Annotated in this window: 23 protein-coding genes and 4 pseudogenes; 11 read left to right on the top strand and 16 right to left on the bottom strand. The window is 68.9% G+C overall.

Annotation, left to right across the window (positions count from 1 at the left end):
• Positions 1 to 107: 107 nt before the first annotated feature.
• The 3 genes from ABT147_RS27935 to ABT147_RS27925 are packed head-to-tail and all read right to left on the bottom strand — an operon-like array spanning position 108 to position 2,697.
• Entirely contained in the window at positions 108 to 797 is a 690-nt protein-coding gene (locus tag ABT147_RS27935; protein ID WP_351410990.1) for a 3-oxoacid CoA-transferase subunit B, read from the bottom strand.
• Entirely contained in the window at positions 794 to 1,489 is a 696-nt protein-coding gene (locus tag ABT147_RS27930; RefSeq protein WP_351410988.1) for a 3-oxoacid CoA-transferase subunit A, read from the bottom strand. Before ABT147_RS27930 ends, ABT147_RS27935 begins: the two co-directional genes overlap by 4 nt.
• Positions 1,486 to 2,697: a thiolase family protein gene (locus ABT147_RS27925; RefSeq protein ID WP_351410985.1), complete on the bottom strand. Its 1,212-nt coding sequence runs from the start codon at positions 2,695 to 2,697 to the stop codon at positions 1,486 to 1,488. Before ABT147_RS27925 ends, ABT147_RS27930 begins: the two co-directional genes overlap by 4 nt.
• 71 nt (positions 2,698 to 2,768) lie before the next feature.
• Here ABT147_RS27925 and ABT147_RS27920 point away from each other — a divergent pair, with 71 nt between their 5' ends.
• Positions 2,769 to 3,650, top strand: coding sequence for a LysR substrate-binding domain-containing protein (locus ABT147_RS27920; RefSeq protein ID WP_351410983.1), 882 nt, complete (start codon positions 2,769 to 2,771; stop codon positions 3,648 to 3,650).
• 165 nt (positions 3,651 to 3,815) lie between these two features.
• Here ABT147_RS27920 and ABT147_RS27915 read toward each other — a convergent pair.
• The 3 genes and pseudogenes from ABT147_RS27915 to ABT147_RS27905 all read right to left on the bottom strand — a co-directional run.
• Positions 3,816 to 3,926 (bottom strand): annotated as a pseudogene (locus tag ABT147_RS27915) (MBL fold metallo-hydrolase); the annotation flags it as partial.
• Positions 3,927 to 3,929: 3 nt separating this feature from the next.
• Positions 3,930 to 4,925 (bottom strand): SMP-30/gluconolactonase/LRE family protein, encoded by a 996-nt coding sequence (locus tag ABT147_RS27910; RefSeq protein WP_351410981.1) that lies wholly within the window; start codon positions 4,923 to 4,925, stop codon positions 3,930 to 3,932.
• Positions 4,926 to 5,159: 234 nt separating this feature from the next.
• A complete protein-coding gene (locus tag ABT147_RS27905; protein ID WP_351410979.1) occupies positions 5,160 to 5,597 on the bottom strand; it encodes a DUF6069 family protein in 438 nt (145 codons plus the stop codon).
• A 221-nt stretch (positions 5,598 to 5,818) separates the two neighbouring features.
• Here ABT147_RS27905 and ABT147_RS27900 point away from each other — a divergent pair, with 221 nt between their 5' ends.
• Positions 5,819 to 6,313 (top strand): MarR family winged helix-turn-helix transcriptional regulator, encoded by a 495-nt coding sequence (locus ABT147_RS27900; RefSeq protein WP_351410977.1) that lies wholly within the window; start codon positions 5,819 to 5,821, stop codon positions 6,311 to 6,313.
• Positions 6,314 to 6,582: 269 nt separating this feature from the next.
• On the opposite strand, the gene ABT147_RS27895 is transcribed toward ABT147_RS27900, so the two are convergent.
• Complete coding sequence (locus ABT147_RS27895; protein WP_351410975.1) at positions 6,583 to 7,005, bottom strand: GlcG/HbpS family heme-binding protein; 423 nt, start codon at positions 7,003 to 7,005, stop codon at positions 6,583 to 6,585.
• Positions 7,006 to 7,129: 124 nt separating this feature from the next.
• Positions 7,130 to 7,771, bottom strand: coding sequence for a TetR/AcrR family transcriptional regulator (locus tag ABT147_RS27890; protein WP_351410973.1), 642 nt, complete (start codon positions 7,769 to 7,771; stop codon positions 7,130 to 7,132).
• Between the two features lie 295 nt (positions 7,772 to 8,066).
• Between ABT147_RS27890 and ABT147_RS27885 the strand changes: the two genes are divergently transcribed.
• The 7 genes from ABT147_RS27885 (at position 8,067) to ABT147_RS27855 (ending at position 15,115) form a co-directional block, all read left to right on the top strand.
• Entirely contained in the window at positions 8,067 to 9,362 is a 1,296-nt protein-coding gene (locus tag ABT147_RS27885) for a Rieske 2Fe-2S domain-containing protein (protein WP_351410970.1), read from the top strand.
• A gap of 9 nt (positions 9,363 to 9,371) precedes the next feature.
• Complete coding sequence (locus tag ABT147_RS27880; protein WP_351410968.1) at positions 9,372 to 10,334, top strand: PDR/VanB family oxidoreductase; 963 nt, start codon at positions 9,372 to 9,374, stop codon at positions 10,332 to 10,334.
• Positions 10,331 to 10,735 (top strand): nuclear transport factor 2 family protein, encoded by a 405-nt coding sequence (locus ABT147_RS27875; RefSeq protein ID WP_351410966.1) that lies wholly within the window; start codon positions 10,331 to 10,333, stop codon positions 10,733 to 10,735. Before ABT147_RS27880 ends, ABT147_RS27875 begins: the two co-directional genes overlap by 4 nt.
• Positions 10,736 to 10,902: 167 nt before the next feature.
• A complete protein-coding gene (locus ABT147_RS27870; protein ID WP_351410964.1) occupies positions 10,903 to 12,393 on the top strand; it encodes an aldehyde dehydrogenase in 1,491 nt (496 codons plus the stop codon).
• 49 nt (positions 12,394 to 12,442) lie between these two features.
• Positions 12,443 to 13,039, top strand: coding sequence for a nuclear transport factor 2 family protein (locus tag ABT147_RS27865; RefSeq protein ID WP_351410962.1), 597 nt, complete (start codon positions 12,443 to 12,445; stop codon positions 13,037 to 13,039).
• Between the two features lie 58 nt (positions 13,040 to 13,097).
• The gene (locus ABT147_RS27860; RefSeq protein WP_351410960.1) at positions 13,098 to 14,165 is read left to right on the top strand and encodes a maleylacetate reductase; all 1,068 of its coding nucleotides are present in this window, start codon (positions 13,098 to 13,100) and stop codon (positions 14,163 to 14,165) included.
• A gap of 11 nt (positions 14,166 to 14,176) precedes the next feature.
• Entirely contained in the window at positions 14,177 to 15,115 is a 939-nt protein-coding gene (locus tag ABT147_RS27855) for a hydroxyquinol 1,2-dioxygenase (RefSeq protein WP_351410958.1), read from the top strand.
• A gap of 196 nt (positions 15,116 to 15,311) precedes the next feature.
• Here ABT147_RS27855 and ABT147_RS27850 read toward each other — a convergent pair whose 3' ends face one another.
• From ABT147_RS27850 to ABT147_RS27835, 4 genes and pseudogenes are all read right to left on the bottom strand, one after another.
• Positions 15,312 to 15,725, bottom strand: a complete 414-nt coding sequence (locus tag ABT147_RS27850) for a DUF6537 domain-containing protein (protein ID WP_351411114.1) — start codon at positions 15,723 to 15,725, stop codon at positions 15,312 to 15,314.
• Positions 15,711 to 15,983 (bottom strand): annotated as a pseudogene (locus ABT147_RS27845) (2-oxoacid:acceptor oxidoreductase family protein); the annotation flags it as partial. The gene ABT147_RS27850 and the pseudogene ABT147_RS27845, both read right to left, overlap by 15 nt.
• Before the next feature lie 101 nt (positions 15,984 to 16,084).
• Positions 16,085 to 17,752, bottom strand: coding sequence for a thiamine pyrophosphate-binding protein (locus tag ABT147_RS27840; protein WP_351410956.1), 1,668 nt, complete (start codon positions 17,750 to 17,752; stop codon positions 16,085 to 16,087).
• Between the two features lie 335 nt (positions 17,753 to 18,087).
• A complete protein-coding gene (locus ABT147_RS27835) occupies positions 18,088 to 19,287 on the bottom strand; it encodes an FAD-dependent monooxygenase (protein ID WP_351410954.1) in 1,200 nt (399 codons plus the stop codon).
• A 139-nt stretch (positions 19,288 to 19,426) separates the two neighbouring features.
• On the opposite strand from ABT147_RS27835, the gene ABT147_RS27830 reads away from it, so the two are divergent.
• Positions 19,427 to 20,206 carry an IclR family transcriptional regulator gene (locus tag ABT147_RS27830; RefSeq protein WP_351410952.1) on the top strand — a complete coding sequence of 260 codons (780 nt, stop codon included), beginning with the start codon at positions 19,427 to 19,429 and terminating at the stop codon, positions 20,204 to 20,206.
• Between the two features lie 391 nt (positions 20,207 to 20,597).
• On the opposite strand, the gene ABT147_RS27825 is transcribed toward ABT147_RS27830, so the two are convergent.
• Positions 20,598 to 22,307 (bottom strand): MFS transporter, encoded by a 1,710-nt coding sequence (locus tag ABT147_RS27825; RefSeq protein WP_502983175.1) that lies wholly within the window; start codon positions 22,305 to 22,307, stop codon positions 20,598 to 20,600.
• Positions 22,308 to 22,769: 462 nt separating this feature from the next.
• Here ABT147_RS27825 and ABT147_RS47400 point away from each other — a divergent pair.
• Positions 22,770 to 22,856 (top strand): annotated as a pseudogene (locus ABT147_RS47400) (1-phenylethanol dehydrogenase); the annotation flags it as partial.
• 12 nt (positions 22,857 to 22,868) lie between these two features.
• Here the strand turns inward: ABT147_RS47400 and ABT147_RS47395 are convergent.
• The 3 genes and pseudogenes from ABT147_RS47395 to ABT147_RS27810 form a co-directional block, all read right to left on the bottom strand.
• A pseudogene (locus ABT147_RS47395) lies at positions 22,869 to 23,011 on the bottom strand (transposase); the annotation flags it as partial.
• Positions 23,012 to 23,014: 3 nt separating this feature from the next.
• Entirely contained in the window at positions 23,015 to 23,155 is a 141-nt protein-coding gene (locus tag ABT147_RS27815) for a hypothetical protein (RefSeq protein WP_351411116.1), read from the bottom strand.
• 154 nt (positions 23,156 to 23,309) lie between these two features.
• Entirely contained in the window at positions 23,310 to 23,939 is a 630-nt protein-coding gene (locus ABT147_RS27810; protein WP_351410948.1) for a DUF305 domain-containing protein, read from the bottom strand.
• Positions 23,940 to 24,024: the final 85 nt, after the last annotated feature.

Genomic DNA, 24,024 nt, shown 5'->3' with positions numbered 1-24,024 from the left:
AGCGGCCTCGCGGTATCTCACAAACCGTCCGGCACGACCCAGCTCCACGTTCGCGGCCCCACAGGGGGTCCACGCCCATATCGGCGAGGACACGGTCCAGGACAGGTCTAGGACAGCGTGATGCCGAGGCGGTCCGCCAGCTCGTGGGCGCTGACGCCGTATGTCTCCCGGATCCGTACGCCCTCGGGGCCGACGTCGAAGACGCCGTGGTCCGTGTAGACGCGGCTGACGCAGCCGACGCCGGTGAGCGGGTAGGTGCACCGGGGCACGAGCTTCGGCTCACCGGAGCGGGTGAAGAGCGACATCATCACGTACACGTCCTTCGCGCCGATGGCGAGGTCCATGGCGCCGCCGACGGCAGGGATGTCGTCGGTCCTGCCGGTGTGCCAGTTGGCGAGGTCGCCGTCGAAGGCGACCTGGTACGCCCCGAGGACACAGACATCGAGGTGCCCGCCGCGCATCATCGCGAAGGAGTCGGCGTGATGGAAGTACGCCGCCCCCGGCAGTTCGGTCACCGGGACCTTGCCGGCGTTGGTCAGGTCGGGGTCGATCGCCTCGCCCTCGGCCTTCGGACCCATGTTGAGCATGCCGTTCTCGGTGTGCAGCACCACCCCGGAGTCGGCCGGCAGGTGGTCGGCGATCCTGGTGGGCTGTCCGATCCCGAGGTTGACGAAGGCGCCGGCCGGGATGTCCCGTGCGATGACGGCGGCCAGCTCGTCCGTCGAGAGCCGGTGGTCGGCGCTCTGCGGCACCCCGGCGTACGCCCGGCCGCTCGTGGTGGTCGACGTGGTGGTCATCGGGCCCCCTGCACGGTGTAGTGGCGGGCCTCTGCCTGGACGACCCGGTCGACGTAGATGGACGGGGTGACGACGGCCTCGGGGTCGAGCGTCCCGGCCTCGACGACCTCGTCGACCTGGACGATGGTCGTCGTCGCGGCCGTGGCCATGACCGGTCCGAAGTTGCGGGCGGTCTTGCGGAAGACGAGGTTGCCCAGCGTGTCCGCGATGTGCGCGCCGATCAGCGCGTAGTCGCCCTTGATGGGGTACTCCAGCAGGTACTTCCGGCCGTCGATCTCGCGCTCCTCCTTGCCCTCGGCCAGCGGCGTACCGACCGCGGTCGGGCAGTAGAACGCGCCGATGCCGGCACCGGCGGCGCGCATCCGCTCGGCGAGGTTGCCCTGCGGCACCACCTCCAACTCGACCTTCCCCTCACGGTAGAGGCCGTCGAAGACCCAGGAGTCGGCCTGGCGCGGAAAGGAGCAGAGCACCTTGCGCACCCGGCCGGCGGCCAGGAGCGCGGCCAGCCCGACCTCGCCGTTGCCGGCGTTGTTGGACACGATGGTGAGGTCCTTCGCACCCTGCCGGATGAGTGCGTCGATCAGGTCGAACGGCATCCCCGCCAGGCCGAAGCCGCCGACGAGGACGGTGGACCCGTCCTCGATCCCGGCGACGGCCACGTCGGCGCTCTCAACGATCTCAACCCTGCTCACTTGCCCGCCTCCGTACCGTCGACGTCGCAGTTCTCGAGTACGACGGCCAGCCCCTGACCGACCCCGATACAGATCGCGGCGACGCCGTAGCGCTGCCTCGTCTCGCGCAGCACCTTGGCCAGCGTGGCGAGGACACGACCGCCCGAGGCGCCCAGCGGGTGGCCGATCGCGATGGCTCCGCCCCTCTGGTTGACGATGCCGGGGTCGACCTTCCACGCGTCGACGCAGGCGAGTGACTGCACGGCGAAGGCCTCGTTGACCTCGACCGCGCCCACCTGGTCCCAGCCGATGCCGGCCCGGACCAGCGCACGGTCGGCGGCCTCGACCGGCGCGTAGCCGAAGGCCTGCGGCTCCAGCGCCATCACGCCACGGCCCGCGATGCGGGCGATCGGGGCGGCCCCGATGGTGGCCGCGGCCCGCTCGCTGCCCAACAGCACCGCGGAGGCACCGTCGTTGAGCGGGCTGGCGTTGCCCGCGGTGATGGTGCCGCCCTGCTCCGGCGTACGGAAGACCGGCTTGAGCCCGGCCAGCACCTCCGGCGTGGAGCCGGCTCGGATGCTCTCGTCGCGGGTCAGGTCGACGCCTTCGACGGGCACCACCAGGTCGTCGTAGAAGCCCGACTCCCACGCGGTGTGGGCGAGTCGGTGGGAGCGGGCGGCGAACTCGTCCTGCCGCTCGCGGGAGATCCCGAACCGTTCCCGGAGTTGCTCGTTGGCCTCGCCGAGGCTGACCGTCCACTCCTTCGGCATCCGCGGGTTGACCAGCCGCCAGCCGAGTGTGGTCGAGACCGCGGTGACGTCGCCTGCCGGGAACGGTTTCGCCGACTTGGGCAGCACCCACGGCGCACGTGTCATCGACTCCACGCCGCCGGTCAACACCACCTCGGCGTCGCCGGACTCGATCATCCGGCCGGCCATCATCGCCGCGTCGAGGCTCGAACCGCACAGCCGGTTGACCGTGGTGCCGGGCACGCTCACCGGAAGCCCGGCGAGCAGCGCGGCCATGCGGCCGACGTTGCGGTTCTCCTCGCCGGCGCCGTTGGCGTTGCCCCACACCACGTCGTCGATCGCGGCGTGGTCGAGGCCCGGCACCTTGGCGAGCGTGGAGGTGATCGCGGCGGCGGCCAGGTCGTCGGGGCGGACGCCGGCCAGTGCACCGTTGAAGCGGCCGAACGGCGTCCGGGTCGCGGCGTAGATGAAAGCGCTCATGGCAGCGACGCTAGTCCCGGCCAGAGATATTCTGAAGTACGTATATTCGAGCCGATTGATATGGACGACATATGGATCTGCGTCATCTCCGGTACTTCGTGGCGGTGGCCGAGGAGCGTCACTTCGGTCGCGCCGCCGAACGGCTCCACATGGCGCAGCCGCCGCTCTCCCAGCAGATCCGCCAGCTGGAGGCCGAGTTGGGTGTCGAGCTGCTCCACCGCACCACCCGCCGTGTCGATCTCACCGAGGCCGGCCGGGCCTACCTGGAGCGGGCACGTGCGATCCTCGGCGATGTCGACGAGGCCACCCATCACGCACGCCGCGTCGCCGCCGGCACGGTCGGCCACCTCGCGATCGGGTGCGTGGGTTCGGCGACGTACAGCCTCCTGCCGGCGCTCTCTCGGCGGCTCGCGGAGGAGCTTCCCGGCGTGGACTTCTCCTTCCGCGGCGAGATGCTCGCGCCCGACCAGGTCGAGGCCCTGCGCTCCGGTGCGATCGACGTCGCGCTGCTGCGTCCTCCGGTGGCCGACCTCTCCCTCACCGTCCGCACGCTGCGCCGGGACCGGCTCGTCGTCGCCGTGCCGGTCGACCATCCGCTCGCCCGCCGCTCACGGCTGCGCGCCGCGGACCTCGCCGGTGCCGACCTGATCGTGCACTCCGCCGACCGCCGGTCGGTGATGTACGACGTCGTCCTGAGCCTCCTGCGCGACGCCGGTGTCGAGCCGCACATCCGCCACGAGGTCGGCGAGACCTCGACGCTGGTCACGCTCGTGGCCGGTGGCCTCGGCGTCGCGGTCGTGCCCGAGCCCGTGACCGCGCTGGCGCTCGACGGCGTCGCCTACCTGCCACTGGCCGGGGCCGACGCACGCGTGGAGCTGGCCGTGGCCCACCGCGCCGATCGCTCCGAGCCACACCTGGCGCGCACCGTGGGGATCATCCAGGCGATGTTCTGAGACGTCCACCGACGCCGGACAAGGCGTCCCGCTCGGCGCGACAACCCTTCCTGGCAACGTCGGGTGACTCAGCGGGCCCGGTGGGCGCCGGCCTGCGGAGCTGCCACCCAACGGCCGTCCCTCACCCTGGGCTCGGCCTTTATGGAAACTCGCCCTCACCAGGAAGTCACCGTGACCGGTGCGCGCCACGGTCTCGTCGGGCAGCGCGAAGAGTCCGGCCCGGATCAACGCCTGCGGGGTCAGCCGTCCGCTGAAGGAGCGGCCGGTGGCGCCCGGGCATCAGGAGGCCGGGCCGCGGTTCAGTACGGCGGGGTTGATCGTTCCGCGCTGCACCTTCGCGTCGTGGGGCTCGGCGAAACCGGCGTTGGTGATGTAGAGCCGGTTTCCGCGTACCGCGACGGAGGTGGGTGAAGCAAGGCCGTCCGAGGCGGTCAGGACGGTCTCGGTGGTCCCGTCGGGGCGGACGACCGCGACCTGGTCGAGGCCGTTCAGCGCGGCGAACACCACGTCGGAGTGGTCGCTGAGGAAGTTGAAGTCGTCGACGCCGGTGAGGCCGCTGGTCACCGTGTGGATTCGGCCGGGGGCGCCGGTGGCGGTGACCGGGATCCGCAGCAGGGTGCCCTTCGCGGTGTTGGAGACCCAGATGGCACCCCTGTGGAAGCGGAGCCCGTTCGCGCCGAACGGGATGGACGGGTCGGCCGGGAGGGCGAGGGCGGGGGCGGTCAGCCAGGCGGTCGCCTTTCCGCCGGAGGCCGGGACAGCCCAGACGGTGCCCTTGGTGCTGTCCGCCGCGTACAGGGTGCGCCCGGCGGGGTCGAGGGCCAGGCCGTTGGGGAGTCCGTCGGTGGGCAGGGCGGCGATGCGGCGAGGGGTGCCGCCGGGGGGCAGCTTCCATACGCCGGCCCGGGAGGCGTCAGCAGATACCACGTTGTAGTAGATGGTGCCGTCGCGACCTCGCGTGTTGCCGCTGAACGCGTCGCCCTGTTGCCCGGCGACGATCACCGTGCGGCGCCCGGACGGGGCGATCCGCACCAGTGTCGGACGCTCGCCCGCCGCGCTCCGACCGCCCAGTGTGGAGACAGTCAGCGAGTTGTCCGGGTTGGCGGTGATGTTCTCCAGGGCGTCGCCGGCGGTGAAGTCGAATGCGGCGAGGGTCCTCACATCGGTGACGACCGGCTTCAGGGACGCGTGTTCCGTCGCCGCGGACGCGTACGGCGCCGAGACGAGGACTGCCGCCGCTGCCGCGATCGCCGCCGCGAGTCCGGACCGCTTCATCAGAGGGGTTGCCGTGGGGACTGCTGTGGAGATTTCCATGGGGGTCGTAGCACTCTCTCGAAAGGGCGCAGAAGTGGCTGCGCGGAAAGTGGGACATGAAGGGACGGGACGGGACAGTCGCTCGGCTCGACCCGGAGGTGTTTCCTCGATGCCGAGGCCGGCCTGCACGGTCGTACTGGCGCCTCCCGGGTGCTGCACGACCGTAGTGAAGGCCTGCGCCCCGGCGGATGCATGTCAGTCCTGGGCGGGGAGGGGGAGGAGCCGCTGGTAGGCGGGGACGGCTACGGCAGCGACAACGACGTGCATGACCATCAAGGCGATGACGGCACCCCAACCGGTGCCGGGCCGACTGTCGGAGATGCCGACCATGATGTCCGGGATCAGGCTGACGATCAGGACGGCGGGCACGAGGATGCCGAGCAGCCGGGCGGGGCGTGCCGAGCGCGCGCGGATGATCGCCCAGGCAGCAGCGGCGGCCAGGATGCCGAAGACGGTGAGGGGGGCATAGGCGGCCAGTTGGAGGGGCTGGAAATCGTCCGAGGCGCCGGCGGCGTGGGCTGTCGCGGCGACGATGGCGTTGACGGCGACGGCGATGGCAGCGGTGACGATCAGGCCGCCGGCGACGACGAGGCCTCTGGGGCGGGCCGGGTGGGCGGCGAGCTGTCGGCTCATGGGTTTCCTCCGGATCGAGTGGGGACGGGGCAGAAAGGCGGGTCGGGTCAGCCGGCGATGACGACAGAGCGGCGGCTGGTGTCTCCCATGCGGCTCGTTGCCGCTCGGAACCCAGGCAGTCACTTCAAGCGTTAAGTCAAAGGTAGCCGCAATGACTTCAAGCTTCAAGTGAAGGCTCGATGGATTCACTTCAAGCGTGAAGCGCAGGTACATTAGAGGGCATGACGAACACCCCCGCTGACGAGGCGCCCCGCTGGCTTGACGACGAGGAGCGCCGCGCCTGGCTCGGCTTGATGGGCATCATGCGGCGCCTGGAACACGCACTCGATACGCAACTGCGCGATGAAGGGCTGACGCACTTCGAGTACGGGGTGACGGCGGCGCTGTCGGAGTCGCCGCGGCGGGAACTGCGCATGAGTTCGCTCGCCGCGTACGCCGAGGGCTCGCTCTCTCGCCTTTCCCAGGTCGTGGCCCGGCTCGAACGCAAAGGGTACGTCCAACGCCGCCCCGATCCGGCCGACGGCCGCTACACCCTGGCCACCCTGACCGACGAGGGCTACGAAAAGATCGTCAGCGCCGCCCCCGGCCACGTCGCGGAAGTGCGCCGCCTGGTCTTCGACCCGTTGACCAAGGCGCAGGTCAAACAGCTCGGCCACATCGGCCAGCGCATCCTGCGCGCCATCGACCCCGACCACTGCGCCGGTGATCGCGGCTGAGACCGCTCATGTGACAGGCGCGGGTCGTGATTACGGCTTCGTCCGGCCTCGGCGTGACTCCGACGAACACGCGCTTCGACCGCGATCTCCGGCTCACTCGTCAGCGTGGCAGCGTCATCACCACATCGACCCAGGGCGATGTTCCGGAGAGAGACGGTCGCGCGATGCGAGGTCACGCACACCGAGTGGCACACAGACATCAGCCACCCAGGGGGCGCGACGACGGCGGCTGCGCTCAGCGCAGCCGCCGCACCGACCGGGAGGAAGGCCTACGCGACGATCTTCACGACGGAATCGCGAGCCTGCTGCGCGATGCGGTCGTCAGTGGCGTCGTCCGCCCCGCCCACCCCGATCGCGCCTATGACTTCCCCGTCGGCCGTCACGATCGGCACGCCGCCGGCGACCGGCAGAAGGTTGGCATCGACCAGATGGGGAGGCGCCACCTGCATCTGGGGGGACGCGGCGAAGGCCGCGAACTTGGCCGTCGGGACACCGCTCACGGCCGAGGTGTATGCCTTGCGTCGCGCGGTCTCCACGCCGAGGAGACCAACGCCGTCATCGCTGAGAAGGACCTTCGTGACGCCACTTCGGTTGACCACGACAGCACACACCTTGTGCCCGTCGGCCCTTCCCGCTTCGAGAGCGGCAAGTGCGGCGCCGTGCGCGATCTCGTAGCTGAGCGGCTCTCGCATGGAGCGGTTCCTTCCCTGGTTGACCGAACGGCCAACCGGCCGTCTTCCGTGGAGCCCGCTCAGTATGGCGCCGCCCGACATAAATGTGAAGCGAGAATCGCATTCGCATCCTGAGGGCAGGAGGTCACTGCGCCGGCGCGCCGAGCAGGTAGAGACAGGCAACGTTCACCAGCTCGTCCGTCAGCTGAGGCCACGTCAGCGGCCGGTCGGACTCGAACAGTTCGCCGTAGAGCACGCGGTTCTGGCAGGTCCCGTAGATCAACCGATAGACGACATCCAGGCGCACCTCCGGCTCCGGCGCGTCGATCATCGGGAGGATCGGCTCCAGGAACCGCCGGAAGACATGGCCGGCGTCAATGGCGGCCTCGGACCCGACCCGAGCCACTGCGGGATCGGTGGCCCCCGCGGCCAGGAAGACGCGCATGAGGCGCTCGTGCGCTTGATACGTCTCGGTGAGTCCGGCGACCGCCGAGGCGACCAACGCGGTCGGCTCTGTGCGCAGCGGAGTGAAGCGGCGAACGATATCGGCGCGAAACTGATCGATCATGTCATGCTGCAGAGCCGCGATCAGGCGGTCCTTGTCGCCGAACCGCCGATAGACGCTGCCCACCGAGACACCCGCCCGAGAAGCGACGGCCGCGACCGTGAGCGCTTCGGTGCCGCCCTCTTCGAGGAGTGCGGTGCCTGCCTCCATGATCCGCTGCTGGGTCTGCCGGCTGCGCGCCTGCTGCGCCGGCGGCAGATCGATCGACGGTTCGGTACTCACCACGTCAGCGTATACGCCACCGCCAACCGCTCCGACGGCCTCCGCATGCGGCGCCGCCCGGGCCCGCGATCGGCGGTGCACTTGGCGGGCATCCTGCTCGACCAGCCGGGCATCGGTGGCCCACGCCTCCGGCCAGGACACAGGAACGTGACCCTTGACGCACCCGAAACAGAAATGCGAATGTGAATACACAATCCTATTCGAGGGTCGCGCATGACGGTGCCCTCGCAGGTGATCCCCCACAGCCCTGCATGCGCCACCGGCTGTGCGCCCGAGCCGCACGGGAGACAGAACGATGACCACCACTTCAGAGGTCGACACCGGCACGGCCTACGGCCGCCCGAAGCCCTCGTACAACGCCCGCCTGCGCGAGGTAGGACCTCGTACGCCCATGGGTGAGGCGCTGCGCCGCTACTGGCATCCGATCGCCAGCTCGGAAACTCTGATCGCCGGCGCCCTGCCTCAGAAGACCCGCGTACTGGGCGAGGACCTGATCGTGTTCCGGGACGGGCAGGGCAACCCCGGTGTCGTGATCGAGCGCTGCACCCACCGCGGCGCCAGCCTCTTCTACGGGCGCGTCGAGGACGACGGCATCCGCTGCTGCTACCACGGCTGGAAGTTCGATGTCCAGGGCCACTGCATCGAGCAGGCGTGCGAGCCGGGCCTGGGTCGCAGGCGCGACGTCGCCCGTCAGCCGTGGTACCCCGTCGCGGAGCGCTACGGCCTGGTCTTCGTCTACATGGGCCCGCCCGAGCTCAAACCTGAACTCCCCCGCTACGACGCGCTGGAGAACCCCGCCGAGGACGAGAAGTACTTCGCCAGCTGGCCGGTCCCGCACGCCGCGGTCCTCGGCATGCCGACGGACTTCAGCTGGCTCAACATCTACGAGAACTCAGCCGACCCGACGCACGTCACCTGGCTCCACTCCACGCACAGCGGCTACCAGATGCTGGGCACCGGCACCTTCGGCTACCCGGAGAACTTCTTCGACCCGGCCACCATCGCCGAGCGCCTGACCTACGAGCGCACCGACCACGGTGTGAAGTACACCCAACGGTTCGAGATGGCGGACGAGGACGGCGAGGTCACCGAGTACGGCTTCGCGGTCGATCAACACCTGCCCAACGTCTTCGGCCTGCCGGACTACGTGAAGCCCACCCCCGACGGGCGGCCGGACCAGTTGCTGTGGGTCGTGCCCTCCGACGACACCAGCCACCGGGTCTTCTTCTCGATCCGCACGAACGACCCCGAGCGCATGGTCCGTTTCGTCATCGGCATCACACAGAACGGCAAGCAGAACCACGAGCTGACCGACGAGGAACGCCACAAGTTCCCCGGTGATGCCGAGGCCCAGGGCTCGCAGGGAGCGATCACCCTGGACTCCGAGGAGACCCTGGCCACCGGGGACCGCGGCGTCGTCATGCTGCGCCGCATGCTGCTCACGATGGCCGACGACGTCGAGGCCGGACGGGACCCGATCAACATCATCCGCGACGCGTCGGAGGTCCACCACATAGAGACCGGCCTCTTCACCCTCGGCAAGCGCCCGGCGGGCGACAACGCCGACGCCCCGGCCACCGCCGGCATCTGAGCAGGAATCATGAGCAACGAGTGGCTCGACACCATCGTGGTCACCCGGCACGACGCGACCGCCCGGATCGTGGTGCTCGACCTGGTCGGCCCCGACGACGCCGAACTCCCGGAGTTCGCCGCCGGCGCCCATGTCGACGTACTGGTGGACGATTCCGCCGGGCTGGTCCGCCAGTACTCGCTGTGCGGGCCGCCCGACGACCGCGCCCGCTATCGGCTGGCCGTGCTGGCCGAGACGGCGTCGCGCGGCGGCTCGCTGGGGATGCACCGACTCCGCGAGGGCGACAGGCTGCGGATCTCCCGTCCGCGCAACAGGTTCGGGATCTCGTACGAGGCCCGTCGCCATCTGCTGGTGGCCGGCGGTATCGGCGTCACCCCCCTGTTGGCCATGGCGCACACGCTGGAAGCCGGCGGCGCGGAATACGAGTTGCACTACTGCGCTCGAAGCCGGGCGGATGCCGTGTTCGTCGAGGAGTTGGAACGCAACCCCCGCGTCCGGCTCCACTTCGACGACGGACCGGCTGACCAGCGATTCAGCACCGCCGCCGACCTCGGACGGCCCGACCCCGAAACGGCGCTCTACGTCTGCGGTCCCGGGGGCTTCATGGACTTCGTGATCTCCTCCGCACTCACAGCGGGATGGCCCTCCCAAGCGATCCACAAGGAGCGCTTCGCGCCCGTGGAGGACACGGCCGCGCACGCGGCCGGCGCAACCTTCACGGTGCGGCTCGCCAAGACCGGGCGCGAGTACGAGGTCAAGGACGGCGAGACCGTTCTCGACGTCCTGCTCGCCGGCGGCGTCGATGCCCCCTACTCCTGCCGGCAGGGCATCTGCGGTGACTGCATCGTGCGCGTGCTCGCCGGAGAGCCCGACCACCGCGACGACGTCCTGACCGATCGTGAGCGTGCCGACGGCAAGTTCACCACGTGCTCATCGCGAGCACTCTCACCGATTCTGGAGCTGGACCTATGACCACCACGTCCGACACAACCACCGCCGCCGTCCAGGCGATCGAGCAGGCAGAGGCAGCATGGCTCGCGGCTCTCGTCGAGGGCGAAGAAGCCTTGATCCCCCTCATGCTCGACGACGCCCGCGTCGTCCATGGCCCGGTCGGGATGGTCGACGACCGGGAGACCTGGGCCCGTTTCCATGTGACCCGCCGCCGCTCGGTCTCCGCGAAGGCCACGGAGCTCGACATCACGGTGCGTGGCAACACCGCCGTCACCACGTGCTTCCACGAGATGCACACCGTCCTCGACGAGAACCTCCCGCCGTTCCCGATGCAGGAGACGGTGACGAAGGTCTGGGAGGAGACCGCGGAGGGCTGGCGCCTGGCGCACATGGTCATGGGCAGGCGGTTCCCGCCGGTCTGACGTCCCGGGAGGCCGGCGACATGACCCTCACGCGGCTGTTCGATGAATGGACAGGAGGGTTCAGGGCGTGCCGCCGGTCATGGAGAGTTCGACGCACATGGTTCGTGCGGCGATCGACATGCATCGTTCATGCGGCGATCGCCGCTGTTGTGGAAATGAGGCAACACATGTCAGCCACTGAGATAAAGGCACCCACATCCGACGCGGTCCGCACCAGTGACCTCTTCATCGCGGGTGAGCACGTCGCTGCCAAGGACAGCCGCTACTTCGAGACGACCGAGGCCCTGACGGGCGAACCGATCGCACGGGTCGCCGCGGCCTCCGTCGATGATGTCAACCACGCGGTGGACGCGGCCGCCGCCGCCCTTCCGGAGTGGTCGGAACTCCCGCCGGCCGCACGGCGGGCCGTCCTGGAGCGGGCGGCCGTCCTGCTCGGCGAGCGCACCGACGAGATCGTGGCCACTATGAGCCGCGAGATGGGTGCCACTCTCCCCTGGTGCGGCTTCAACGTGCACGTCGCGAAGGGCATGCTCGTCGAGGCGGCGGCCCAGGCGTACGCGGCCGTCGGCGAGGTCATCCCGTCGGACGTGCCCGGTCTCACCGCCCTCGGCGTACGTCAGCCGGTCGGCGTCGTCGTCGGCATCGCACCGTGGAACGCACCGCTGATCCTCGGTGTGCGCGCCATCGTGTGGCCGCTGGTGTGGGGCAACACCGTGGTGCTGAAGTCCTCCGAGCAGACGCCGCTCACCCAGGCCGCCATCGTCCAACTGCTGCACGACGCCGGTGTGCCCGCCGGCGCGGTCAACCTCATCAGCAACGCGCCCGAGGACGGTCCGAGCGTCGTCGAGGCTCTGATCGCCCACCCCGCCGTGACGCGCGTGAACTTCACAGGATCCAGCCGGGTCGGCCGTGTCATCGGTGAACTCGGCGGTCGCCACCTGACCCGCGTGGTCCTCGAACTCGGTGGCAAGGCGCCCTTCTTGGTGCTTCCCGACGCGGATCTGGAAGAGGCCGCCGCCGCGGCCAGCTTCGGTGCCTTCATGAACCAGGGCGAGATCTGCATGTCGACCGAGCGCGTCATCGTCGACAGAACCGTCGCCGACGACCTCTCCTCCCGCCTGGCCGAGCGTGCCTCCAAGCTGGTCGTCGGCCCCCCGAGCGATCCCGCCTCACAGATCGGTCCGCTGGTCCACGCCGGCGCCCGGGACCACGTGATCGCGCTGATCGAGGACGCCCGTGACAAGGGTGCGCAGGTCCTGACCGGTGGCACGGCCGACGGCCTGCTCGTGAAGCCCACCGTGCTGCGCGGTGTCACGCCGGACATGCGCATCTACAGCGAGGAGTCCTTCGGACCGGTGGTCTCGATCATCGAGGTGGATTCGACGGACGAAGCCGTCACGGTGGCCAACGACACCGAGTACGGTCTCTCCGCCGCGGTCTTCGGCAAGGACGCGGCGGCCGCGCTCGACGTGGCTCGCCGGATCAGGTCCGGTATCTGCCACATCAACGGCGCCACCGTGCACGACGAGCCCCAGATGCCCTTCGGCGGTGTCGGCGCCAGCGGCTGGGGGCGGTTCGGGTCCCGCGCCGCGCTGGAGGAGTTCACCGAGTTGCGCTGGATCACCATCCAGTCCGGATCCCGCCACTACCCCATCTGAGGAGAGCCGGAGGACTTCTTCCAGAACCAGACCAGATCGGAGATCGACAATGTCGCAGGCCGATAACGACCATCACGAAATCCGGCAGCTCATCGAGAACTGGGCGCTGTGGCGAGATGCCGGGCAGTGGAGACGCTTCGCCACGGTCTGGCATCCGCGCGACGGCTGGATGAGTGCCACCTGGTTCCAGGGCAGCGCCACCGACTTCATCAAGGCCAGTCGTGAGGGCCTTGAGAACGGAGTGAGCATCCTGCACTTTCTGGGCGGCCACACCGCGGACGTCGTCGGCGACCGGGCCGTCGCGCAGACGAAGATGACCATCAACCAGCGCGCGACCATCGACGGTGTCGAGGTCGATGTCGTCTGCACCGGCCGCTTCTACGACTTCCTCTCCCGCCACGAGGGGCGCTGGACCCTGGTCCGTCGGCAGCCGATCTACGAGAAGGATCGGCTCGACGTCGTCGACCCCGCTGTCTCACTGACGTTGGCTCCCGAGCTCCTCAATCGGTTCCCGACCGGTTACCGACACTTGGCCTACCTGCAGACCAAGGCGGGATTCACGGTGAAGTACGGGCTTCCCGGCCTCACCGGAACAGCAGTCGAGCAGCTCTACTCCGAAGGCACGCAATGGCTGGCGGGGGCCTGATGCAAGCCGTCACCGACATGCAGTCGACGCGGCCGAAGAACTACCGAAGAGGCAAGCGATGAGGTTCACACACCACACCCTTCCCCAGCGGGCGGTGTTCGCGGCCGGGGAGTCGCCGACCGCCGTGGCAGCGGAGGTCGAGGCGCTCGGCGGTTCCAAGATCATGCTGATCGCGTCGGACCGCGAGAGGGAGCTGGCCGACCCCATCGCCAAGGAGCTCCCGGTGGTACTGCGCCACGAGGAGGTCGTGATGCATGTGCCGGTCGAGGTCGCGCGACGAGCCCGTCGGGCGGCGGCCGACGCGGGCGCGGACATCCTGGTCAGCGTCGGCGGCGGCTCGACCACCGGTCTGGCCAAGGCGGTGGCGTTGACCACCAGGCTGCCGATCGTCGCGGTGCCCACCACGTACGCGGGCTCCGAGGCGACCAACGTGTGGGGCCTGACCGAGGGTGAGACCAAGACCACCGGTGTCGACGACAAGGTGCTGCCCGCGTCGGTCGTGTACGACGCCGGGCTGCTGGCCACGCTCCCCGGCGGGATGACCGTGGCCAGCGGCCTGAACGCGATGGCGCACTGCGTGGACTCCATGTGGGCACCGCGTACCGACCCGATCGACCGCGCGCTGGCACAGGAAGGCATCCGCGCACTGGCGACCGGCCTGCCGGCGGTGGCCGACGACTCGACCAGCATCGAGGGCATCGAGCAGACGCTGTACGGCGCCTACCTCGCCGCTGTCGCGTTCGCCTCGGCCGGCTCCGGGATGCATCACAAGATCTGCCACATCCTCGGCGGCATGTTCAAACTCCCGCACGCGCAGACCCACGCGGTCGTGCTGCCCTACGTGCTGGCCTTCAACGCCCCGCACGCCCCCGAGGCGGAGGCGCGTATCGCTCAGGCCTTCGGCACGGTCTTCCGTACCGAGGCGGCGAGCGCCGGCCTGGCCGCCCTGCGCCAGCTGCTTGACGCGCCGAGGGCGCTGCGCGACTACGGCATGCCCGAGGACGGCGTCGCCAAGGCGCTGGGGCCCATCAGGAAGGCGATCCCGGCCGACAACCCGGCCTCCGTCACCGACGAGAACCTGACCGCGCTGCTGAAGGCGGCATGGGCCGGCGACCCGATCAACTGAAGGAGGCCGTCATGGCTACCTACGTCAACCCCGGCTCGGCCCAGGCCGGCACCCACGGCACGATCTACCGCGAGATCTCACCAGAACAGCAGGAAGTCGAACAGCAGCTCGTCGACAACGTCGTTGCCTCCTTCGACGCCTGCCAGGATCCGCGGCTGCAGGAACTCATGATCTCCCTGGTCAAGCACCTGCACTCCTTCATCCGCGAGGTCCGGCTGACCGAGGAGGAGTGGGGGACGGCAATCGACTTCCTCACCAAAGCCGGCCACATCACCGACGATGTCCGGCAGGAGTTCATACTGCTGTCCGACACCCTCGGCGCCAGCATGCAGACCATCAACGTCAACAACCAGGCCTACAAGGGCGCCACCGAGGCGACCGTCTTCGGGCCGTTCTTCGTCGAGGACTCCCCCGCGATCGAACTCGGCGGTGACCTGGCCTTCGGCGCACCCGGCGAGCCCTGCTGGGTCGAAGGCACCGTCACCGACACCGACGGCACCCCGCTCGCTGACGCCCGGATCGAGGTCTGGGAAGCCGACGAGGACGGGCTCTACGACGTGCAGTACGACGCCGGCAAGCGCGCCGGGCGGGCACACCTCTTCTCCGCGGCCGACGGCAGCTACCGCTTCTGGGGCCTCACCCCGACGCCGTACCCCATCCCCGACGACGGCCCTGTCGGCAAGATGCTCGACGCGGTCGGCCGCTCACCACTGCGCGCCAGCCACCTGCACTTCATGGTGTCCCACGAAGGGGCGCGCACGCTGGTGACCCATATCTTCCCCGAGGGCGACCGGATCGGCCGCAAGGACACCGTCTTCGGAGTGAAGGACTCACTGATCAAGCGGTTCGAGCGACAGCCCGCCGGCACGCCGACGCCCGACGGCCGCTTCATCGACGGCACGTGGAGCCGGGTGCGCTTCGACATCGTCCTCGCACCCACGGGCGTATGACGGTGCCTGATTCACGGCCATCACCGTGAACATCGAGCGCCTGGGAGGCCTGAGTCCCACTCCACCAACGGCAATCCAGAGGAGGCGGATGGCTGGGCGTGTCGATGGCGGCCCCCCGCACGCCTCTCGTTTCGAACCTGGTGGGTCTCAGCACGCGTACGGAATCCTGACCTGTGACGACCCGTGAACAGGTGCCTCATGGGGTCGATACGGGATGAGAACGCTTCAGTTCGAGCCGGAGGTCGTTGAGACGCTGCCGGTAGCGCGTGACATTGTCGAGCCTGACCTGCTCGTAGCCGCGGACCTCGTCCGGCAGGCCGGCGATGGTCACGGCCAAGCCGTGGTTCGCGTCGCGCTCCACCCACCGCACACGGGCGTATCCGAAGAGGTCGAACGGGGTACCGCGCAGCCGTCGCGCGCCGGCGAGCAGGCGGAAAACCGGGGTGGACCAGGGGCCCAGGGAGATCTTCTTGTGCATGCCCAGGGTTCGGAGGATCGGCGGGTGGAGTCGCTGGGAGACTCGTGCGCCCGGACCGAACCGGTCGCGGACGCGAGGCGGACCCGTCGGAGGCGCCCACCGCCGCCGACGGCCGCGGCGGAAGGCCTGGATGTTGGCCTCGACCTTCGCTCCGTTGAGGGTGATGGCCTCCTCGATCGCCTCGGCGGGCAGCGGCAGGGCATCGGTCTGGAAGGCAGCTCCGGCGAGCAGGATGTTCGCGAGCCGGTCCTCTCCGAACAGGGTTTCGGCGACGTGTCGGGCGTCGAGGAAGTCGCCGTGACCGGCGTTGGTCGCCCTGCGGATCCGGTCGGTGACCTCGCCGGTGTCGGGGAAGGACTGCGATGTGTCGATGATCATCCGTCCGGTGGGGACCTCGCTGGCGGAGACGACTGCGACGGTCCGGGCCGCGACTTCCGGCGTAGGTCGTGTCGTCCGTGGTCCTCCTCCGTGCTCGGGTCAGGAGTGGCGGCTCACGTGTCGATCTCGAGGCCGCCGAACGGAGCTCCGCCATTCAGGACGCGCTCCTCCGGAGGAACGGGCGCGAGGCTCACGCGCACGTCGATGCACGTCGGTCGGCGGGCCGCGAGGGCGGCCTCGATCGCGGGGCGCAGCTGGTCAAGTTCTGTGACGTCGACGCCGTCTGCACCGAGAGCTCGCGCCACGCCGCTGTAGGAGCCGTTCTCCAGGCGGTTGTTGGTGACGCGGTCCTGTCCGAAGAAGAACTGCTGGGTGTGCAGGGTGGCGCCCCAGGCTTGGTTGTTGAGGACGATCACAACGACCGGGAGCCCTGCCCGGACGAGGGAGTCGAACTCGGCGAGGCTGTAGCCGACCGCGCCGTCGCCGGTGACGAGGATGGTCGCCCTGTCGGGGGTCGCGTACTGCGCTCCCAGAGCCACGCCGAAGTTGCTCCCCATCGAACTGAGGTAGCCGTGCCCGAGGTAGTGGGCCAGCGGCGCGAGTGCGATCGTCTCGGAGAGCCACAGCTCGGTCAGGGCGCCGTCGACGACCACGGTGGCGTTGTCGGGGACGCTCTCGGCGATCGTGCGGACCGCGAGGTACGGGTGGATCGCGTCGTCCTCGTACTCCTCGGTTTCGGCGGCAAGTGCGGACCGCCGGACGGCCGAGACGTCCCGCAGGGTCCTGAGCCAGTCGTCGCGCCCTGCGGGCACGGAACTGTCGCCCAGGCGCTCGTTCAGCAGGCTGATCGTGCCGACCGGGTCGGCCTGGATGCCGAGTTCCACATCCTGCAGACGGCCGAGTTCACGGCCGTCTGGGTCGATCTGGAAGATCCGCGCGCTCTTCGGGAGCAGTCGGCCCGTGCCGAACTGGGTGGCCAGTCCGAAGCGCAGCCCGAGCAGAAGGACCAGGTCGGGCTGCTCGTCCTCGGGGACGGTGGCCAGGGTCTGGACAAGTCCGACGTGCTGCTCAGAGCCGACGACAGCCCCGAGACCCTCCCAGTCGGAGAAGAGAGGCACTCCCGTACGGGCGGCGAACTCGTGCAGCTGTGCCCGCGCCTCGGCGGTGACGAAGGACTTGCCGACCAGCGCGATCGGCCGCTGGGCGGCGCTGAGCGCCTTGAGGATCTGGTCGACGCCACCGGCGGGGGCGATGCCTGTGCCGTCGATATCGAGGCGGTAGTCCTCTACCTCGTCGACGTCGACCTGCTGGCGGAGGACGTCCCAGGGAATGTCGAGGAGTACCGGACCCTTGGGCTCCGACTGCGCGGTGCGGATCGCCTGGGCGACCAGGCGGGGGATCAGCTCGGCACGGGTGACGCGGTGTGCGAACTTGGTCACCGGGGCTGCCATGGCGACCTGGTCGAAGCCGGCCTGCTGGTCGTTGATCTGGTCCGTCTCAAGGGGACCGGAGCCTGCGATATAGAGGACGGGGGTCCGGTCCAGATGGGCGTTGGCGATGGAGGTCAGGACGTTGGTGAAACCGCCACCGGCCGTGACGACGGCGACACCCAGATTGCCGGTGACCCGTGCGTAGCCCTCGGCCGCGTGGCCGGCGTTCATTTCGTGGCGCACGTCGACGATCCGAAGCTTGGCGTCCAGGGCCTCCTGGAGGATGCCGTCGATGTGTGCTCCGGGCAGGCCGAAGGCGACGTCGACTCCGGCTCGCTGCAGTGTCCGCACGACGAGCCCACTACCGATTGCGGGTGCCATTCGATGGTCCGCCCTTCTGGACGTATTCAGAGTTGCAACAGAATTCGCTGGGGACGGGGTCGTATCTCGGGCCGTCCGTACTGGAGTCTCAGGTGCGGCCCGGGTGACGACAATGGCCGTGTTCGTTGAACGGTCAACGCCTTGTTCGGCATGGCAAGGCCGAGGCCCGTCGACCGGACTGTTCGGTGCAGCGATGTCTTACCGGCATCCTGGGATTGCCGCGAGCCCCACGGAACATTGCGGATACCTACCCTTTCTTCCCGCCGTGTCCGTCCCGGGAGGCACATGTGCCTCCCGGGACGGATTCACTCCGAGGCTGAGACAGCGACCTCGGGGTCGTACTCGTAGATCCAGCCGTTCGCCCTGAGTGGGTCGGCCTGCGAATACGCCAAGTCGCGCGCCTGCTGCTCAGGGCCGTCCGGAAGGTGGTTGATGTGAGACCTTCCGTGCGACACGTCTTGCAGGCGTGCCGTGCGGCGTCGACGGACCTCTTCGTAGCGCCCCAGCGCCGCGATCGGGTTGTCCGGGTCCTCCGCAAGACACAGGGCCAGGACAGCACCGTCCTCGATCGCCTGGGCAGCACCTTGGGCGAAGAACGGGAACATCGGGTGGGCCGCGTCACCCAGCAGGGTCGCGTTTCCTCGGTTCCAGTGGCCGAGTGACTCGCGGTCGAGCAACGCCCAGCGCCCCGGCGTGTCGGCCGCCCTGATCAGCTCCACCAGACGCGGATCCCAGCCGGCGAACTCGTCGAGCAGTTCTTCGAGCGTCGCAGTGGCCGTCCACGACTCGACACTGCCCGCCCCGGCAGGTGCGAAGGCGACGAGGTTGACGTACTCCTCGCCGGAGACCGGGTAGTGGACGACGTGGCGGTCGGGACCGATCCAGAGGGTCTGGGCGCGCCGCCTGGCGAAGGCGGGTGCCTTCTCCGCCGGCACAAGGGCCCGAAAGGCGCAGATGCCTGACTCCCTGGCCTGAGTCGGCCCGATCATGGCGCTGCGCACTCGTGAGTGGACCCCGTCGGCGCCGATGAGGATGTCCGGGCGAACCGTCTCGCCGTCCTCAAACTGAAGAACCGCCTGGTCGCCTTCGAACTCGACCGACCCGCAGCGCTTGCCGAGGTGGATCGAGTGCTCGGGGACAGCGGACCTCAAGGCGTCCAGCAGATCGGCGCGATGGGCGGCGTATGTGTGCTCGCCGTACAGGCGCAGGCACTCCTCCTGAAGATTCTCCGCGGATAGGACGGCGCCGTTCTCCCATCGCCGGAACTCCCAACCGACCTCCATCCGGACCGCGCGCTTGACGAACCGGTCCAGCACGCCGAGACGTCGTAGCAGGCGGGCGGCGTTGGGCGCGATGACCAGGCCGGCACCGACTTCGGTGAGGGCGGCCGCCTGCTCGTAGACGTCGCTGTGGAACCCCTTGTCACGAAGGAAAGCCGCGGCAGCGAGGCCTCCGATACCGCCGCCGAGGATCGCGATCCTAGGGCCGTCTTCCGTACTCATCATGCTCTTTCACTCCCGTGGACCTCGAGGTGGTGACTGACTGTCTGCAAGAGTTCCGCAAAGTACGCACTGAAAGAACAGTCGTATCCGTCCAACGAACATAGAGGTAGAGTGACTGGGGTCACAGATGAAGGAGAGGCCCATGCCTCGCGCGAACGAGCCAGGACGCACAGTCAGTTCTCGACTATGGGATCTGCTGTTTGCCTTTGACCCCAACAACACCGAACTGAGCCTCGCTGACCTGGTCCGACGTACCGGCATGCCGCACGCCACCGCCCGGCGCCTCACGCTCGAACTCGTGGAGGCAGGCGCACTGGAACGCACCAGCGGCAACCGGTTCGCGATCGGCCTGCCCCTGTGGCGCCTCGGGACCCTCGCACCGCGCGCCGAGACGCTCCGTAGCGCCGCGCAGCCATTCGTGGAGGACCTGTACACCGCCCTTCGCCAGCATGTGCAACTGGCCGTCCTCCAGGGCGACCATGCCGTGATCATCGAGCGGCTGTCGGCGGTCAACGCCGTCGGTCTGACATCGCAGGTCGGTGGCCTTCTGCCGTTGCACTGCTCAGGCGTCGGGAAAGTGCTGCTGAGCCACAGCAGCCCGGCCTTCATCGATGAGGTGTTGGCGGGAAGGCTGCAACGCTTCACCCCCAAGACGATCGTGGACCCTGCGGAACTCCGTCGCGAACTGGCGTCCTGTCGCTCGACCGGAACGGTGGTCGTCAAGGAAGAGCTGAGCGAAGGGGCCGAGTCGGTCGCGACTCGCATCATCGACGGCCGCGGCAAGGTCGTCGCGGCCCTCTCCGTTGTGGTGGCTGCGGGCTCGATCAAACTGCAAGCGGCCGTTCCCACGCTGGTCACGAGCGGACTGGGACTGTCCAGGAGTCTCGGCTGGAGGCCGGGCATTCCCATCCACACGTCGTAACCCTCGCAGCGCGGGGAAACCGGTGCGTCATGCCGGTGGCTGCCGCCGGGCGAGCCGCATGTGGCCGAGGCGCCATCCCTATTCGGTCGAGAACCCCATCGTGCGGCCACGGCCTGAACCAGGAACAGCGCCAGGTCGGGCAGGCGCCGGGTCGCTTCCTCGACGGTGGGTCCCATGGCCGCGTTGAAACCGAGGAAGCTCGCTGTCATGCGGCCCTGAGTGCGCGGTGGTCATTGTTCGGCTCCTGTCCGAGTGCGTTCGTTGATCGTTGTGACTTGTACGCCGTGGCCCGCCGCAACTGCTGCTTCCGAGGAGCCAGTCGCGGCGGGCGCTCCGGTTGTCCTGGCCGACCCGCTGCCCCCGTCCCGGCGCCGGCGCGTTCGTCAGGCGGTCAGCCGTCGAGGGTGTGCGGATCGTCGTCGAGATGAGACTCGCCCACACCACCGCGCGCGCCGACGAGAGTGAGTGCCGCCGCCACGAGAGCAGCTACGCCACCGAGCACGTATGCGAGGGAGTAGCTGCTGCTGAGGGCGTCGAAAGCGACATCCTTGAGCGGGTTGAAGGGCACCACCTGACCATCCGGCAGGGTGATGCTGTCCGGTACCGAGTTGGCGCCTAGCGGACCCGATTCCACGGCGTGCACTGCCGCCTCCAGCTGCGGCCTCTGATCCGCGGGAGCATGGGCCGCAGAGGCCTGGAAGGCCTCGTAGGCGTTCCTCAGTTCAGGATCCCCGGCCAGCTTGCGGGCGATCTCGTCGGCGGCTCGGCTCAGCGCGACAGCGCCGGCGATCGCGGGGCCGAGGGCGAACCCGAGGTCCCGGATCGTGCTCGTGACACCGCTCGCCATACCGGCGAAGTGGTTGGGCAACGTGTTGACCGCGACCGCGGTGACGGAGGCGAAGGCGAGTGCCGAGCCGACGCCGGCGAGAATCAGCGGCCCGACGATGGCGACCAGGGACCGGCTGCTCGTCGGAACGACGGCGAACCACAGCCCGCTGGCGCCGATGAGAGTCAGGGCTGTGCAGAGAACCCACCGAGGGTTGTAGCGCTCGAGCAGCTTGGAGGTGAGGGGCAGCAGCACGAAGCCGATGCCTCCGAAGAAGAGGTAGGCGACGGAGCTCTGCAGTGGGCTGAACCCCTGGATGATGGTGAGGCGGATACTGGTGCCGTACATGATCACGAGGAACGCGAACATACCGATCAGGGTGACCACCGAGTTCAGGGCGAACGCCCGGTTCCTGAACACACTCAGGAGCAGCAACGGGGCGGCCGCACGGCTCTCGGCGAAGACGAACAGCACGAGGAAGACGGCCGCGGCGATGAACGCGATGCCGATCTGCGGGCTCCCCCAGCCGCTCTCGGAGCCCTGGATCACGGCGTACATCAGAGCGAACAGGCCGAGCGCGGCGGTGATCTGACCCGGCCAGTCCACGGAGCGGCCCTCGGGCGAGGCGGAGTTCTGGGCGAGGGCCAGCGAAAGGACCACGCTCACCGCGGCGATGACAATGACGCCGACGAAGGCCCAGCGCCAGTTGGCGTTCCCGGCCCAGCCGACTTCGATCTTGGCGGCGAGGCCTGCCAGCAGCGGTCCGAGGAAGCCGCCGACCGAGAGTGCGGTAGCCCAGATCGCCACGCCACGCGCGCGGGTGGCGGTGGTGTGCGTGCCGGCCGCCACCATGGCGAGGCTCGTCGGGAAGATGGCCGCGGCCCCGATGCCGTTGAGGACTTGGGCAAGGATCAGCAACGTCACCCGAGTGTCGGTCGAGGATCCCGCGCCCGGCACCAGGACCGCGAGAGCCGAGCCCACGACAATGAGCGCGGCGCCCCCGATGAGCAGGCGCCTACGGCCGAACAGGTCACCGAACACGCCGAAGCCCAGTCCCAGCGCGGCTACGGGAAGCATGAACGCCTCAGTGATCCACGTCAGTTGGGCCGAGGACGGCGAGAGATCCTGCTGGATCAACCCGTTGATGAGCGAGGGGACGGACAGGGCGATCTGCGCAAGGCACACAGCGAGAACCACCGCCGTCAGAGTGCCTGGGCTCAGGGTGTATCTGCCACCCTCTCCCTTTGCCGCACTGGGTGTATCGGTCTGAACCATGGATGACTCCTCGCGCGCAGAGCGCTGCTGTCGGAACCGACGTTCGCCGCCGGACCCCTCTGTGGGTGCTTTTGTCGCGCCCGTCCCGGCAACACCGCTGACGAACCGCCCCTGAGGCCCTTGCGGAGCACCTCCGCGTGGCCATCGACCAAATTCGATTCAGGACGCTCGGCCCTGGTGGCCAGCCCGCCGAGCAGCGAAAAGGTAGGAGTGACCTCCGTCGCGCTCAATGGGCATGTTCATTGGACGAACAGGCCACCACTCGTCCGCGGCCTCGACGCGCCGAATCCGTGGGTGATGCCCTTGCCGGGGCCGGCGGAACTCGGGCAGCGCCACGAAGCGCATCGCTTCAGCGCAGAGGTCGCCACATGACGCTGTGCGTCGCTCCTGTCCCGTTCGAGCGCCGACCGAGGAGAAGAGAGCCATGGCTGGGAGACTGACGGGCCGGGCCGGACCGCCGTCGTGACCGGGGGCAGTGCCGGTATCGGGCAGGAGATCGCCCGTAGGCTCGCGGCGGAGGGAGCGGGCATCGCGGTCGCGGACGTCGATCCGGCCGACGAGACGCGGGAACTCGTTTATCTCCACTGGTCCCACGTCGGTCAGCACGGTCTTGAGCGTTTGCCGTTGCGGGAGTTGCCGCCGTTCTTGCCCGCCGGATCGTGCTTGTCATAGCCGAGGTGGTCGGTGATCTCGCCCTCGAAAGCGGGCTACATCATCACTGTCAACTGCAGGCCCTCGGCCTGGGCCCGGCTCACCGGCTCGTCGATCAGCTGGTCGTCCACGGCCTTCGCTGACACCATCGCTGCCGACTCGACAGCCTCGTGCTCGGCCACGTTCTCACTGGTCATCGACGCATCTTCCATGATCGGAAGTTACACCGACCGATTTGCAGTCCCTTCGCAAACGCCCTGGCCGACTCTGCACGGCTGCCTCGAAGAACGGGAAACGGTGCGGCCGGGCGGTGCAGACTGCACCGCCCGACCACGCCACTTCTGTTGCCGGTCAGCTCTTGCCGAGCATCTTGTTCATCTGCTCGATCTCGGCGGTCTGGGCCGTGATGACGTCGTCCGCGAGCTTGGTCGCGGGGCCGTACTTGCCGTCGGCCTTCTCGGCCTTGGCCATCTCGACGGCACCCTCGTGGTGCTCGACCATCATCTGGAGGAACATCGTGTCGAACTCGGCGCCGGAGGCCTTCTCCAGTTTGCCCATGTCCTCGCCGCTCATCATTCCGGGCATGTCGGACGACATGTCGTGGCCCTCCATGCCGGACATGTCCTCGGGAACCTCCTCGCCCCACGAGGTGAGCCAGCCCGACATCGTCTCGATCTCCGGGTCCTGCGCACCCTTGACCTTCGTGGCGAGGTCCTTGACCTCCTGAGAGGAAGCGCGGTCGGCGGCCAGGTCAGCCATCTCGATGGCCTGGCGGTGGTGCTGGATCATCTCCGTGGCGAAGTCGACGTCCGCTTCGTCGTGGTCGCCGGCCTTGGCCGAGGCGCTCTTGGACGGGCTGGAGTCGGATTCCATGGACCCCATGTCGTGGCCCCCGCCACCACAGGCGGCGAGTACGAGGGCGGCCACCGCGGCGGTGGCGGTCAGGACGGTACGGCGAATGAGCTTGCGGTGTGCGGTCACGGTTGAACTCCTGGGATCGAATCTGCGAAAGGCATACCGATGCGTGGCACCGCGATGTCACGGGCATGCGGCGTCACGCGGGCCG

Source organism: Streptomyces sp. NPDC001868, assembly GCF_040297125.1.
In the GTDB taxonomy this organism is placed as follows: domain Bacteria; phylum Actinomycetota; class Actinomycetes; order Streptomycetales; family Streptomycetaceae; genus Streptomyces.
Note: the sequence above shows the minus strand (reverse complement) of the source record. Positions and strands in the feature narration are given on the sequence as shown.